This window comes from Halomonas sp. BC1 (assembly GCF_002078135.1).
In the GTDB taxonomy this organism is placed as follows: domain Bacteria; phylum Pseudomonadota; class Gammaproteobacteria; order Pseudomonadales; family Halomonadaceae; genus Vreelandella; species Vreelandella stevensii.
Window position 1 is genome coordinate 76865 of the sequence record NZ_LFGS01000012.1, and the last position, 14705, is coordinate 91569.

The following is a 14705-nucleotide window of genomic DNA, read 5'->3' on the forward strand; positions in this document are numbered from 1 at the left end:
AACAAAAGCGCCGCCACCCGAGGAGTGACGGCGCTGGCCCACGGTGCGACTAGCCGGTATTGCGCAGCCCGGCAGCGATGCCTGCCATGGTGACCATCAGCGCCCGTGAGAGATCGGCGCTAATGGCGCCGTCAGCATCCCGGTTACGCTGCAGCAGCTCGGCTTGCAGGCCGTGGAGCGGGTCGATGTAAGGGTTGCGAACATCGATGGCCTGGCGTATCAGCGGCGTATTCTCCAGCAGCCGCTCCTGCTGAAGAATGTCCAGCACCACCAGCTCCAGCCGCGCAAAGCGTTCTCGCAGCTGCTTGCCCAACGCCTTCAGCGCAGGCTCGTCGACCAGGCGATGTTCGTAATAAGCCGCAATGGCCACATCGGCCTTGGCCAGCAACATCTCCAGCATGTCCAGATAGGTGCCAAAGAATGGCCACTGCGTGCGCATCTCCTGCAGCACTTCCAGGCCGCCCGGCTCCTCCAGGCGTCGGGCAAAGGCCTCACCGCTGCCCAGCCAGGCGGGCAGCATCAGGCGAATCTGCGTCCAGGCAAAGATCCAGGGAATGGCCCGCAGCGTTTCCACGCCGCCATCCTGGCGACGCTTGGCGGGCCGCGAACCCAAGGGCAGCCTGCCCAGCGCGCCCTCGGGCGTCACCGCGCGGAAATAGGGGACGAAATCCGGGTCTTCACGCACCACGCCCACGTAAGCCGCGTGGGCAACCCTGGCCAGCTGGTCCATCTCTTCGCGCCAGTGGGGCTCTGGTGCAGGCGGTGGGAGCAGCGTGGCTTCCAGCACCGCGCAGGCGTAGATCTCCATGGAGCGCAGCGCAATGTCCGGCTGGCCGAACTTGAAGCGAATCATCTCTCCCTGCTCGGTTACCCGCAGGCTGCCGTTCACCGACCCCGGCGGCTGAGAGAGAATCGCCGCATGGGCCGGGCCACCACCACGGCCTACCGTACCGCCTCGACCATGGAACAGTGTCAAATCCACGCCGTGCTTCTCGCACACGTTGACCAGCGCTTCCTGGGCGCGGTACTGCGCCCAGGCCGCCGCCAGTTGCCCGGCATCCTTGGCAGAGTCGGAGTAACCGATCATGACTTCCTGACGGTCCTGAGTGAGCGCTCGGTATCCCGGCAGCGACAGCAGCTGATCGATGACAGCACCGGCGTGGTCCAGGTCGTTGAGCGTCTCGAACAGCGGCGCGATGGGCAGCGTCACCTGGCCGCCCACCTCTTTCATGAGCAGCGCCACGGTCAGTACATCGGAAGGCTCGCCTGCCATGGAGATGATATAGGTGCCCAACGCTTCGGCATGCTCCTGGGCAATCACCTTGAACGTATCCAGTACTTCTCGTGATTCGGCGGAACACTCCCAGCGCCGCGGGATCAATGGACGGCGCGAGGCCAGCTCGGAAAGCAGGAACTCCTGGCGCTGGGGCTCGCTCCACTCCTGATAATGACCAAGGCCCAGGGCGCTGGTGAGTTCTTCCATGACCTGGGCATGGCGGCCCGCTTCCTGGCGCAGGTCCAGCTTGGTCAGGGTAACGCCGAACACGGCGACCCGTCGCAGCGTATCCAGCAGCGCGCCGTTGGCGATAGTGTCCAGACCCACATCGCACAGCGAGCGATAGCAGGCCAGCAGCGGCGCATACAGCTGATCACGGGTTTCGATGATGGGCCCGCCATCGTAGTTGCGCCCCTCCAGCTGTGCCTTGGCCCAGTCACGGGTAGCTTCCATCTTCGTCAACAGACGCTTGAGCAGCTCCCGGTAAGGCTCGGCGACATCGCCCACTTCGGCCTTCAAGGCGCTGTTGGCCTTCCACATGGAAAGCTCGGTCTTCAGCTGCTCCAGATCGCGCAGATAGAGGTCTGCCGCCATCCAGCGCCCCAGCAGCAGGACTTCCTGGGTCACCTTCGCCGTGACATTAGGGTTGCCGTCGCGATCGCCCCCCATCCATGAGGCGTAGCGAATGGGCGCCGCGTCCAGCGGCAGGCGCTCGCCTGCCGTTTCCAGCAACAGGCTATCCAGGTCGCGGTGAAAATCGGGCACCGCCTGCCACAGGGAGTTCTCGATGACCGCAAAGCCCCACTTGGCCTCATCCACCGGGGTGGGGCGTTCGTGGCGAATCTCGTCGGTGTGCCAGGCCTGGCTGATCAGCTCTTCCAGCCGCCCCTGAGCGCGGGCGCCACGCTCTGGGTAATCCTCGGAGCTTTCAATGGCAGTCAGGCACTCGTCGATGGCGTCATACTTCTGAATCAGGGTGCGGCGAATGACTTCGGTGGGGTGGGCAGTGAGCACCAGCTCCACGCGCATGTTAGCCAGGGTTTCGACCAGCTTGCGGGGGGAATTGCCCGCCTGCTGGGCGCGACTGAGCAGCTCGCCCAGCACCGGCTGGGTGCCCGGCTTGTAATCCTCCACGCGACGAAACCGGGCGCGGTAATGCTGCTCGGCGATGTTGGCGAGGTTCAGGAACTGGTTGAAGGCACGGGTGACCGGCAGCAGGTCGCGCTCGGGAAGCTGGCGCAGATACTCGATCAACTGCCGCTGTTGAAGGGTGTCGCCCTGGCGACCCCGCTTGGCATGGGCACGAATGGTTTCAATCTTGTCGACGAACGACTGGCCCAGATCGTCGGCGATGGTACGCCCCAGACTGTCACCCAGAATACGGACATTATCGCGCAGCGACTCGTGTAGATCATGGCTCATTGGCGGGGCCTCCTTGCGGGGTCGCGTTGATATTATGAGATATTAGCGTTGTTCCTGGGCTTTCGCGGCTTGCCAGTGGTGTTCCATTTCTTCCAGGGTCGCCTGACCCAGCGGTCGCTCGGCACTGGCAAGTGCGCCTTCGACATGGCGAAAGCGGCGCTCGAATTTGCTGTTGGTCTGGCGCAGGCACTGCTCCGGGTCGGCCCCAAGGGTACGCGCCAGGTTGGTGACCGCAAACAGCAGGTCACCCACTTCTTCCTGCGCATGCTGGCGGTCGCCGGCGGCCAGCGCCTCTTCGACCTCGGCCAGCTCTTCACGAATCTTGTCCAGCACGCCGCGGGCATCGGGCCAGTCGAAACCCACTCGGGCGGCACGCTTGGAGAGTTTGGTCGCCCTGCTCAGCGCAGGCAGGTTACGCGGTACATCGTCGAGCACCGATACCTCTTCGACGCTGCGCTGCGCGTGCTCTTCGGCCTTGAGCGCTTCCCAGCGGCTGTTGACCTGCTGGGTTTTGACGGCGTCTGCGCTCATGCCAGGCGGGCGGCGAGACGCCAGCGTCCCCTCTGGAAACACATGCGGATGGCGACGCAGCATCTTTTCCGTCAACGTGTGGACGATATCGTGGAAATCGAAGCGCTGCTCCTCGGCGGCGAACTGGGCGTAATAGACCACTTGAAACAGCAGGTCACCCAGCTCTCCGGGCAGCTCATCGAAGGCACGCCGCTCGATGGCATCGGCAACTTCGTAGGCTTCTTCCAGGGTATGCGGCACGATGGTGTCCCAGTGCTGCTTGACGTCCCACGGGCAGCCCTGCTGCGGGTCACGCAGCACGGCCATCAGCGTCAACAGGTCTTCCAGGCGGTAGCGCATCAGACCCCTCCTTTACGGGCACTTTTTTCGGGGTCGGCGTTACGCAGGCGGCGAACCTCGGTCACGTTGGGCAACTGCTGAATACGCGAGAACAGCCGTCCCAGGGACTCCAGGCCATCCACCTCCAGGGTGATGCGCAGGCGGGCAATGCCCTCGTCGGTATCGGTCAGCGTGTTGACCGCCAGCACATTGACCTTTTCATTGCCCAGCAGGCCCGTGACATCGCGCAGCAAACCCGAACGGTCCCAGGCCTGAATCTCGATGGTCACCGGATAGCGGGTATGGGCGCGTTCGCCCCACTCCACTTCGATAATGCGCTGAGGCTCCTCCATACGCAATTGGAGAATATTGGTGCAGTCCTGACGGTGCACGGTGACCCCACGCCCTTGCGTGATGAAGCCGACAATCGGCTCGCCGGGCACCGGTCGGCAGCAGTTGGCCATGCTGGTCTTCAAGTTGCCCACGCCCAGCACGGTAATATCACTTTTAGTGGCCTTGCTGGGCTGGCGACGCGGCTTGGCCAGCAGTCGGTCCAACTGCTCCTGGTCATCGGTCTCGCCAAACAGCTGCTGCGCCTGATGCAGTACCTGACCTATTCGCAGGTCACCGGCGCCCAGCGCGGCGTACATGTCGTCAGCGTTCTGGTAATTGACCGCCTTGGCCAGTTTTGGCAGGTCGAGCCCTTCCACATCCAGGCGACGCATTTCACGCTCGAAGAGCGTACGCCCTTCGTCCAGGTTCTGATCCCGGGCCTGATGTTTGAACCACGCCTGGATCTTGGCCCGCGCCCGCGAGGTGCGTACGTAGCCCAGGCTGGGGTTGAGCCAGTCGCGGCTGGGGCCACCCTTGGTCGCGGTGAGAATCTCGATCTGCTGGCCAGTCTTGAGCTTGTAGGTCAGGGGCACGATACGCCCATTGACCTTGGCACCTCGGCAGCGATGGCCTATTTCGGTATGTACCCGATAGGCAAAGTCGATGGGGGTAGCGATGCGGGGCAGGTCGATCACGTGGCCGTCAGGGGTGAAAACATAGATTCGGTCCGGCGCCACGTCGCTGGAGAGCCCTTCGCGCAGGTCTCCAAAGCCGCCCACTTCGTCCTGCCACTCCAGCACCTGCCGCAGCCAGGCGATCTTTTCTTCGTAGCTGCGACTCTTGGCATTGGTATCGTGGCCCTTGTAACGCCAGTGGGCACACACTCCAAGCTCGGCCTCATCGTGCATACCGAAGGTGCGGATCTGAATTTCCAGCACCTTGTTTTCCGGCCCCATGACCGCAGTGTGCAGCGACTGATAACCGTTTTTCTTGGGGTTGGCGATGTAGTCATCGAACTCGTTGGGCACGTGGTGCCAGCGGGAGTGGACGATACCCAGCACGGTGTAGCAGTCGGTGACTTCGGGAACCAGAATGCGCACGGCGCGCACGTCGTGGACCTGGGAAAAATCGATCCGCTTGCGCTTCATCTTGCGCCAGATGGAGTAGATATGCTTTGCCCGGCCACTGACATCGTAACGATGGATATGCTGGGCTTCCATGAGGGTCTTGAGGGTTTCGACCACATCGTGAATATAGCGGTCGCGGTCCAGGCGCTTCTCTGCCAGCAGCTTGGCAATCGCCTTGTACTCGTCCTCATGCAGGTAGCGGAACGAAAGATCTTCCAGCTCCCACTTGATCTGGCCAATGCCCAAGCGGTGGGCCAGCGGCGCGTAGATATCGGCCACTTCCCTGGCCACCTGAAGGCATTTTTCCCGGGGGGCGTCCTTGACCTGACGCAGCGCGCAGGTGCGCTCGGCAATCTTGATCAACGCGACCCGTACATCCCCCACCATATTGACCAGCATTTTGCGCAGGTTTTCCTGCTGGTTATGCTGGCTCATGCCATGGTTGGGTGCCAAGGGGTAGCTGATGGCCGCCATCTGTAGTACGCCATCAATCAGCTTCGCCACTTCATCGCCAAAGCGCTTGGTCACCCCGTCGAGGCTCAGCAACCCTTCGCGCACGGCGCGATACAGCACGGCGGCTTCCAGCGTGGCCTGGTCGAGCTTGAGGTCCGCCAGAATATCGGCCATTTCCAGGCCCATGCGAAAACTGGAACCAGGCGACAGCCACACACGATGGGTGCGGGGGGCTTCTCGCTCCAACTGGTCGGCCAGCTCGCAGGCCTGAAGCAGGCGCTCGGGCTCACGCAGGCGCACATCTTCCTGAAGGCGCGTTAACCATTGTTGTATGTCCACCTTTCCGCTTTCTGTCAGCGGCTGGTCTTCACGCACTTTCACCATGACAATGACTCATCCTTTTGGGTGGCGGCTTGCTGCAAATGGCACGCTAGCCCGTATATTCAAACAGCATCAGCGTTTCCATGTGCGCCGTATGTACGAACATGTCGGCCACGACAACGTGCTTGATAGCATACCCTGCATGCACAAGATGTGCCGCATCGCGGGCCAGGGTTGCCGGGTCGCAGGAGACATACGCGACCCGGGCAATGCGATGGCGGCCCAGCGCCTGACACACCGCCTCGGCACCGCTGCGCGGCGGGTCCAGCACCAGTGCATCCACGGGGTGCTGCCGCAGCACCTTGGCCACGGCCTCGGCATTGCTGAGATCCGCTTGTTCCGCGCTGACCGCCAGGACTGCATCAGCATCGCGGGCGTTATGGGCATTGGCCCGCAGCCGCTCGACCATGCCTTGGCTGCCTTCGACCGCATGAACGCGAGCGCCTGCAGCGGCCAACGGCAGGCTGAAATTGCCGATGCCGGCAAACAGGTCCAGCAGCACCATGCCGGGCTTGGGCGCCAACCAGCCTACCACTTGTGCCACCATCTGCTGGTTCACCTCGGCATTGACCTGCAAAAAATCTCCCGGCGCAAAGTCAAGCGACAGGTTTGATGGCAGTGTACTGGCGTCGATGCCCAGCGCCTGCATGTCAACGCGCTCTCTCAGCAAAGGTGGCGCACCATACCAGTGCAGCTGGGGCGCTTCGCGCCCCAGCCAGGCACCGACATGTACCTGGTGCTGCTCAGCGAAACGCTGCCAGCGCAGCTCATCGTCAGGCTGTGCCTTCAACTGACGCACCAGCACGACCGTCGCATCCGGGGTCGCCAGCAGTTCGAGGTGGCCGACCGAGCGCGGCGCTTCCAGGCTCGCCAACAGCGCTCGCAGAGGGGCAATGAGCGCCTGCAGGGCAGGCACCAGCACTGGGCAGGTGTCAATATCTACCAGCCGATTCGTACTGGCGGCGCGAAACCCCAGGTGCACCTTGCCCTGGCTATCCACCTTGACACCCAGCCTCGCCCGACGGCGATACGCCGTGGTCTGCCCATGGAGCAAGCCGATGGCATCATGGGCCAGGCCCTGCCGTGCCAGCAGCTCAGCGACCACCTCAAGCTTGTGGTGGCGCTGGGTGTCGAGCGCCATATGCTGCAGGTCGCACCCCCCGCACTGGCCAAAGTGGGCACAGGGCGGCGTCACGCGCAGGGGCGAGGGAGTCAGCAGAGTTTTGACATGCGCCTCATCGAAGCGTTTGCGGGTCACATGGACCGCGACTTCCACTTCCTCGCCGGGCAGCACTCGGTCGATGAACACGGTCTTCCCGGCAGCATTGTGGGCCACCCCTCGGCCATCATGGGCCAGCCGCTCGACGACCAGCGGCGCATCACTGAGGCCGTCAGCCTGGTTTTTCACCGCTCGCCCTGGCGCGCGTGCCAGGCCCGAATGGCCCGATGCGGGGCGTGGGGGCCTCCGCTTACCCAACATGGCCATTTAAACCTCCGGGGCGAACAGGCCCGTGGAGAGATAGCGATCACCACGGTCACAGACGATGAACACGATGACCGCGTTTTCGGTTTGTTCGGCGATGCGCAGCGCACCTGCCAGGCTGCCGCCGGATGAAACCCCTGCCAGAATACCCTCTTCCCGGGCCAGGCGACGCATGTGCTCTTCGGCTTCCTGCTGGGCGATGTCCAGCGTGACATCGACTCTCGGCGCTTCGAAGATGGCGGGCAGGTACTCTTGGGGCCAGCGGCGAATGCCGGGAATACTGGCGCCATCGGCCGGCTGCAGCCCGACGATCTGCACGGCCGGGTTCTGCTCCTTGAGATACCGTGACACGCCCATGATGGTGCCCGTAGTACCCATGGAGCTGACGAAGTGTGTGATCTCACCGTCGGTTTGCCGCCATACCTCCGGGCCGGTGGTGCGATAATGCGCCAGCGGGTTGTCAGGGTTGGCGAACTGGTTGAGCGGCTTGCCCTCGCCCCGGGCAATCATGGCGTCGGCGATATCGCGTGCCTCTTCCATGCCTCCCTCCTTGCTCGCCGAGATGAGCCTGGCGCCATAGGCCGCCATGGCTTGCTTGCGCTCGGCGGAAGCATTTTCAGGCATGACCAGCACCATCTTGTAACCCTTGATGGCGGCCGCCATGGCCAGCGCGATACCGGTATTGCCCGAGGTCGCCTCGATCAGCGTATCGCCAGGTCGAATGTCACCCCGCGCTTCTGCTTCGCTGAGCATCGACAGCGCCGGGCGGTCCTTGACCGAGCCTGCCGGGTTGTTACCCTCCAGCTTGGCCAACAGCGTGTTGTTGCGACCTGCCGTGATTCTTTTTAGACGCACCAGCGGTGTATTGCCGACCACATCTTCAAGCGTGGGATAATTCATCACACATTCCTTATCGTAACCGTTATGCTGCATTATATCGGTGCTGCCCATGCCTGGACAGGCAACCTTCTGGATTCGATGAGCTTCTTTCATGTCTTTAAACACGCGCCTGCTGTTTGCTCTGCTGGGCTTGCCACTGTTGGTGTACGCCATCATGGCGTTTCTATTGGTGCTTCACGCCGATGCCACGGGCCGCACAGTGCTCGAGGAGAGGCTGGTCAGTACCGCAGAGCTGTTAGCCCCTAGCCTGGGAGAGGCCATGGCCGATGGCGACTCGCAACGCCTGGAGAGCCTCGCGGGAAAACTGCTCGAACAACGCCACCTACGAGCCGTCACCCTCTTCGATGAACAAGGCAATCGCCTGCTGGTGATGGGTACCTCGCTGCCACCCCCGGCTCGACTGCACGCCCCGGAAACGACGACCCTCTCCATGGAAGACGATCGATGGCGCGTACAAACACCGCTGACCAGTGAGTCGCTCAGCGGTCGTGGGCGCACTCAAAATGGCTGGCTGGAAGCCGAAATGGATAGCCGCACGCTGGTACTGGAACGTTACAAACTCATCGCCAGCCTCAGCCTGGGCGGCATGCTGCTGGGCCTGCTGCTGTTTCTGATCGCCTTTGCCATCAGCCGCTATGCCACCCGCCCCATCGAGGAAGCCAGTCAGGCACTTTATCGGCTGTCGCGGGGCGATGATCGTCTGCAGATCACCCCCGCCAGGCCCGTCGAGCTGCACCAGTTGGCAAAGCATATCAACCGACTGGCCGAGTACTTGCAACACGCACGGCGCAATATGCAGGAGCAGATCGAACAAGCGACCAGTGAACTCCAGGAGTCCATGGAGACTATCGAAGAGCAGAATATCAAGCTCGATCTGGCGCACCGCAGCGCCCTGAGGGCCAATGCCGTGAAGTCGGAATTTCTGGCCAACATGAGCCACGAAATACGCACCCCGCTCAATGGCATCATCGGTTTTTGTCGACTGCTGGGTCGCTCGCCTCTCGACAGCCGCCAAAAGGAGTGGCTGGACCATGTGCGCCGGGCCTGCGACAACCTGCTGATGCTGGTCAACGATGTACTGGACTTTTCGAAACTGGAAGCCGACCGTCTGACCCTGGAAGAAGTGGACGTGGATATCGTGACGCTGGTCGATGAAGTCATTGGCCTCCACGCCCCGGAAGCCCAGCGCAAGCAGCTCAACCTGGTGGCCATGGTGTATGACGACGTGCCCACCCCGCTATGCGGCGACCCGTTACGCATTCATCAGGTGCTGAACAACCTGCTGGGCAATGCCCTCAAGTTCACCCACGAAGGGGATGTGATCATACGCGTCATGCTGGACAATCAGGAGGGGCAGCACGTCGTCCTGCACATCAGCGTCAGTGATACTGGCATTGGATTGAGTGACGAACACCAGCAGCAGCTGTTCAGCGCCTTCTCTCAGGCAGAGCCCAGCCACTCCCGACAGTTTGGCGGCAGCGGCTTGGGTCTGTCGATCTGCCGCCAACTGATCCAACGTATGGGCGGTGAGATTCGGGTCGAAAGCGAGCTGGGCAGAGGGTCGACTTTTTCGTTTACGCTACCCCTGCTCGCCCACCAGGCAGACGAACGCCCTCCAGAACTGGTGTTGGACAATCCGATCGTACGCTTGCACGAACCTCACTTGCCCACTCGAAACGTGCTGGAACACTTGCTGGAACGCTGGGGCGCATGCCCCGTGTCGTTTATCGATGCAGGCAATGAGGCTCTGTTGGTGATCAGCCTCGAGTACGACGACTTCGAGGGCGAACGCAAAGGCTATTGGCAATCCATCATCGCCCAGACGCCCTGCCCGGTGATCATTCTGGCCAACACCACCAGCTTCGAACTCCCCCATTGGGACCTTCCCCATGGCGGCGACCTGCTCTGCAAGCCGTTCACCCGCGCCCAGCTGGTCACGACGGTGCGACGCTTGTTACAACCCACGGGACTGCCTGCAGGCCAGGAACCAAAGGCACTTGAGCTGGCTAGCAAACCCATTTCTAGCGCCCCCTTGACGCTGCTGATCGTTGACGACAATACCGCCAATCGCGAACTACTCAGGGCCATGCTGGAAAGCAGCGCGCTACGCATCGTACTGGCCGCCAGCGGCAGAGAAGCTCTGGAATTCGCGCGGCAGCAGACTGCCGACATGGTGCTGATGGATATTCGTATGCCCGACATGAACGGTATCGAAACCACCAAGGCGCTGCGTCGTATCAGCGGCAGCTGGGCACGCTGCCCCATCATTGCAGTCACCGCTCACGTGCTGAACAACGAACGCCAGCAGTGGTTGAGTGAAGGCCTGGACGACGTGTTGATCAAGCCCATCAATGACGTTCAGTTGCAGCAGCTGATGCAGCGCTTTTTGGGCATGACGCCCGAACTGGCGTTTGGCGATTCGCTTTCAACCGCCCCCCTGGCCGATACCACTCCCCCGGTAGCGCCCGCGCCTCTGCCCAGCACGCTACCCGCGGTGGACCTTGCCCTGGGCACGCGTTTGGCGGGTGGAAAGGCGTCCCTGGCCAGGCAGCAGCTGGTCAGGCTGATCGACAGCCTGGAAGAGCACGAACGACAGATGCGCGAGGCGTTCCAGGCAAACGATCTGAACACCTTGCTGGACTGGGTGCACGGGCTGAACGGGGCCAGCCGCTACTGCGGTGCACCAGAGCTGGCCCTGCTGGTGGAAACCCTGGAAACTCGGCTACGCACCAGCGGGCTACGCCATGTCGATACGCTGCTGGAGGAGCTTTACGCCGCCATGACGCGACTTGCCCAATACCGCGATGGCTTACTGGAGTAAACAAGGAGAACGGCATGTGATGGGGGCGATCAGCGCTCCAGCACCACGAACGCCACGGCATACTCGGCTTCGTCACTGAGGGTAATATGCGCTGTGGCGGCGCCGCTGGCTGCGAAGAGCCGCTGAGCCTCACCATGCAGGTGTAATCCGGGCTTGCCCAGCGCGTCGTTAAGCACCTGGATGTCTCCCCACTGCATGCCCTGGCGCAAGCCAAGGCCCAAGGCTTTCACGAAGGCTTCCTTGGCCGCGAAGCGCTTGGCCAGATAAGCCACCGGGCAACCTTTGGCCCGCCATACCTGCTGCTCCTGCTGGCCCAGAATGCGTTCGGCAAAACGCTCACCGTGGCGCTCCAGGGCCTGACGAAACCGAGCAACGCGAGCAATATCAGAACCGATGCCAACGATCATTCAATGCCCGCAGCAGCCGTGATGACCATCATGCTCGTCATGCGCGTGCTCGTGCTCATGGGCATCCAACGCGGCCATCAAGCCCGCCTCCTGGCCAGCAATTATCAGCCGCTTCATTTCCTGAATGGCTTCTTTCAGCCCTACGAACAGCGCGCGCGCAATGATCGCGTGACCGATGTTCAGCTCGTTGACACCCGGCAAGGCAGCAATGGCTTCCACATTGTGGTAATGCAGACCATGCCCGGCATTGACCACCAGCCCAAGCGAGACGGCATGGACCGCTGCTGCGCTAAGGCGGTCATACTCGGCGTTGGCCGTTTCGCTGCCCGGCCGAGCTTCGGCATAGGCACCGGTGTGCAGTTCGATGGTGGGCGCTCCAGCACGCTTGGCCGCGTCGATCTGGGACTCATCGGGGTCGATGAACAGCGATACGTCACAGCCCGCGGCTGCCAGACGCTGGCAGGCAGCGGCAATCTGTTCGAACCCACCCACCACGTCCAGGCCACCTTCCGTGGTCAGCTCTTCGCGCTTTTCCGGCACCAGGCAAACGTGGGCAGGCCGCACTTCTTCGGCCAGGGCCAGCATCTCTTCGGTCACGGCCATTTCGAGGTTCATGCGCGTGTTGAGCATCTCGGCCAGCAGGCGTACGTCGCGGGGCTGGATATGACGGCGGTCTTCACGCAGGTGAACCGTGATGCCATCGGCACCGGCCTCTTCGGCCAACAACGCTGCCTGAACGGGGTCCGGGTAGCGGGTGCCCCGTGCTTGGCGCAGGGTGGCGACGTGATCGATGTTGACACCCAGTAGAATACGAGGAGGATGCATCGTGACTCTCCATTGGATGGCACACAGAGGCCATCATTGCTTGTCTGAGTATTGCTTGTCTGAGAATTGCTTGTATGAGAGAGGCCCGCCTAGCGCTGACGGCGGCGGGCCAAATCCATCATCAGCTCTCGCGAGCGTAGTGCCACTGCCCCCAGGTGGGGCGCCAGCGCTGCTCGCATGAGCGCTTTCAAGGCGCTGGCCAGGCTCTCTGATTCCCAGTCACCCTGCTCGATATAGCGCAAGGCACGGCCGTCGATCCCTTGCTCGGCGGGCAAGAATGCACGACTGGCCGCCTCGAATCGATAGCGCCCGTGAGGGTCCAGAGGGGTACCTTGAGGCGTGCAGAAGCGCGGCGTGGCTTCCAGGGCTTCCAGTAGCGCCCACTCATAGCGTCTCAGCGCCAACCCGCGCGCGGCGGGCACCGGAAGTGCCTCCAGCAGCGCACTGTAAAAGGCAAACACATTCGCGGATGCCAGTTCCAGCGGCAGCAAGCGGGTGGCAATTTCATTGGCATAAAGGCCACACAACAGCCCTTCACCCGCCAGCAGCGCGGTCTGCCCCCGGGACTCCATCAAGGTCAGCCGCTTCAGCTCACGCTCTCCGCGCCAAGCGATGAACAGCGGCGTAAAGGGTTGCAAACGCTGGCGCGATTTCGAACCGGGGCGCTGCCCGCCCTGAGCCACCGCACGGATGCGTCCGTGGTTGAGCGTCAGCAGGTCGACCAGCGCGCTGGTTTCCCGATACGCCTTGCGGTGCAACAGAAAGGCAGGCTCGGGGGTCATGGCCGCGCTCAATCCAGGTCGTAACCCAGGCTCTTCAAGGCACGCTCATCGTCCGACCAGCCTCGCTTGACCTTGACCCACAGGTTGAGCATGACCTTGGTGCCCAAGGCACGCTCCATGTCCAGCCGCGCCTCTCGGCCGATACTCTTGATCCGATCGCCGTTTTCACCGATCAGAATCACTTTCTGGCCCTGGCGCTCCACCAAAATCAACGCGCTGATATGGGTCACCCGCTCGGTCTCGCGAAACTCCTCGATCTCGACGGTCATCTGATAGGGCAGCTCGTCGCCCAGCTGACGCATGACCTTTTCGCGCACCAGCTCGGCGGCCATGAAGCGCAGACTCTTGTCGGTGATCTGGTCTTCAGGGAAGAAGTGAATACTTTCTGGCAGGTGTTTGGCCACCTCATCTTCCAGCGCTTCGACCTGAGTGCCGTGCTTCGCTGAAATGGGGATGACGGCAGCAAATTCACGCCGTGCCCCCACCTCCGCCAACCAGGGCAGCAGGTCGGCCTTGTCCTGCAGGCGGTCGACCTTGTTCACTGCCAGAATCACCGGCGCCGTGACATGCTCCAGACGCTTGAGCACCGCCTGGTCTTCCTCGGTCCAGCGCGTACGATCGATGATGAAGACGACACAATCCACGTCACGCAGCGCCTGGGTGGCTGCCTGGTTCATGAATCGGTTGATCGCCTTGTTGCGATCCTTGGACATGATGTGCATGCCCGGGGTGTCCACGTAGATGAACTGCGTCTCATCGACGGTCTTGATACCCATCACCTGATGGCGGGTAGTTTGCGGCCGCCGAGAGGTAATCGAGATCTTTTGCCCCAGAATCCGGTTCATGAGGGTTGATTTGCCTACGTTGGGACGGCCAACGATGGCCACGAATCCGCAGGTTTGGCTCATGATTTGTCTCCAGGGGGTTGTTCAAGATAGGACAGAGCTTCTTCCGCCGCCTGTTGCTCTGCATGTCGGCGGCTAGGACCTTTGCCCGTGGTATGCTCGCTCAACAGATCGATATAGCACTCCACGGTAAACGTCTGGGCATGCGCCTCGCCCTTGACCGAGACCACTTCGTAGCGAGGCAACGCGGCCTGGCGTGACTGGAGAAACTCTTGCAAGCGCGTTTTGGGGTCCTTCTGAGTATCCTGAAGAGAGATGTTTTCCAGTCTCTCCGCATACCAGGCCAGTACACGGTCACGCACGGCGTCCATACCTGCATCCAGGTAGATGGCCCCGATCACGGCCTCGACGGCATCGGCCAGGATGGATTCACGGCGGTGACCGCCGCTTTTCATCTCTCCCGAGCCAAGTCGCAGGCACTCGCCAAACGACATTTCACGGGCCAGCTCGGCCAAGGTCTGCCCCTTGACCAGACGCGCGCGCAGGCGAGAAAGCTGACCTTCTCGCGCCTGGGGGAAGCGCTGAAACAGCGCTTCGGCAATGACAAAGTTGACGATAGAGTCACCCAGAAATTCCAGGCGCTCATTGTTGCGACCACCATAGCTGCGATGGGTCATGGCCAGTTCCAGTAGCGTTGGGTCGCCAAAGGTATGGCCGATTCGTCGGCAAAAAGCGGTTAAGGAATTGCTCACGGTGCTCCTACGTCATTGACGTTATACAAAATAACCACGCTGACCTTGT

11 protein-coding genes are annotated in these 14705 nt (G+C 62.0%); 1 reads left to right on the forward strand and 10 read right to left on the reverse strand.

All coding sequences use genetic code 11. The features are described from left to right. Positions 1–49 precede the first annotated feature (49 nt). From ppc to cysM, 5 genes are read right to left on the reverse strand one after another with little or no spacing between them, the layout of a single operon-like run. Positions 50–2698, reverse strand: coding sequence for a phosphoenolpyruvate carboxylase (gene ppc, locus B7L72_RS09885; protein ID WP_081194066.1), 2649 nt, complete (start codon positions 2696–2698; stop codon positions 50–52). A gap of 42 nt (positions 2699–2740) precedes the next feature. Next, positions 2741–3568, reverse strand: coding sequence for a nucleoside triphosphate pyrophosphohydrolase (mazG, locus tag B7L72_RS09890; protein WP_081194067.1), 828 nt, complete (start codon positions 3566–3568; stop codon positions 2741–2743). Beyond that, positions 3568–5844 (reverse strand): GTP diphosphokinase, encoded by a 2277-nt coding sequence (relA, locus tag B7L72_RS09895; RefSeq protein ID WP_081194068.1) that lies wholly within the window; start codon positions 5842–5844, stop codon positions 3568–3570. The genes mazG and relA overlap by 1 nt, the downstream gene beginning before the upstream one ends. Positions 5845–5890: 46 nt before the next feature. Further along, positions 5891–7327, reverse strand: coding sequence for a TRAM domain-containing protein (locus B7L72_RS09900; RefSeq protein WP_081194069.1), 1437 nt, complete (start codon positions 7325–7327; stop codon positions 5891–5893). Continuing rightward, entirely contained in the window at positions 7328–8224 is an 897-nt protein-coding gene (gene cysM, locus B7L72_RS09905; RefSeq protein ID WP_039177164.1) for a cysteine synthase CysM, read from the reverse strand. 91 nt (positions 8225–8315) lie between these two features. Between cysM and B7L72_RS09910 the strand changes: the two genes are divergently transcribed. After that, positions 8316–11045 (forward strand): ATP-binding protein, encoded by a 2730-nt coding sequence (locus B7L72_RS09910; protein WP_081194070.1) that lies wholly within the window; start codon positions 8316–8318, stop codon positions 11043–11045. A 29-nt stretch (positions 11046–11074) separates the two neighbouring features. On the opposite strand, the gene acpS is transcribed toward B7L72_RS09910, so the two are convergent. The 5 genes from acpS to rnc form a co-directional block, all read right to left on the reverse strand. Next, positions 11075–11452, reverse strand: a complete 378-nt coding sequence (gene acpS, locus B7L72_RS09915) for a holo-ACP synthase (protein WP_039177167.1) — start codon at positions 11450–11452, stop codon at positions 11075–11077. After that, on the reverse strand, positions 11453–12277 hold the full coding sequence (pdxJ, locus tag B7L72_RS09920; RefSeq protein WP_081194071.1) for a pyridoxine 5'-phosphate synthase: 825 nt from the start codon (positions 12275–12277) through the stop codon (positions 11453–11455). An 89-nt stretch (positions 12278–12366) separates the two neighbouring features. Further along, positions 12367–13059: a DNA repair protein RecO gene (gene recO, locus B7L72_RS09925; protein ID WP_081194072.1), complete on the reverse strand. Its 693-nt coding sequence runs from the start codon at positions 13057–13059 to the stop codon at positions 12367–12369. 8 nt (positions 13060–13067) lie between these two features. After that, positions 13068–13967 carry a GTPase Era gene (era, locus tag B7L72_RS09930; RefSeq protein ID WP_039177179.1) on the reverse strand — a complete coding sequence of 300 codons (900 nt, stop codon included), beginning with the start codon at positions 13965–13967 and terminating at the stop codon, positions 13068–13070. Next, complete coding sequence (rnc, locus tag B7L72_RS09935) at positions 13964–14656, reverse strand: ribonuclease III (protein WP_039177180.1); 693 nt, start codon at positions 14654–14656, stop codon at positions 13964–13966. The genes era and rnc overlap by 4 nt, the downstream gene beginning before the upstream one ends. Between the last annotated feature and the right edge of the window lie 49 nt (positions 14657–14705).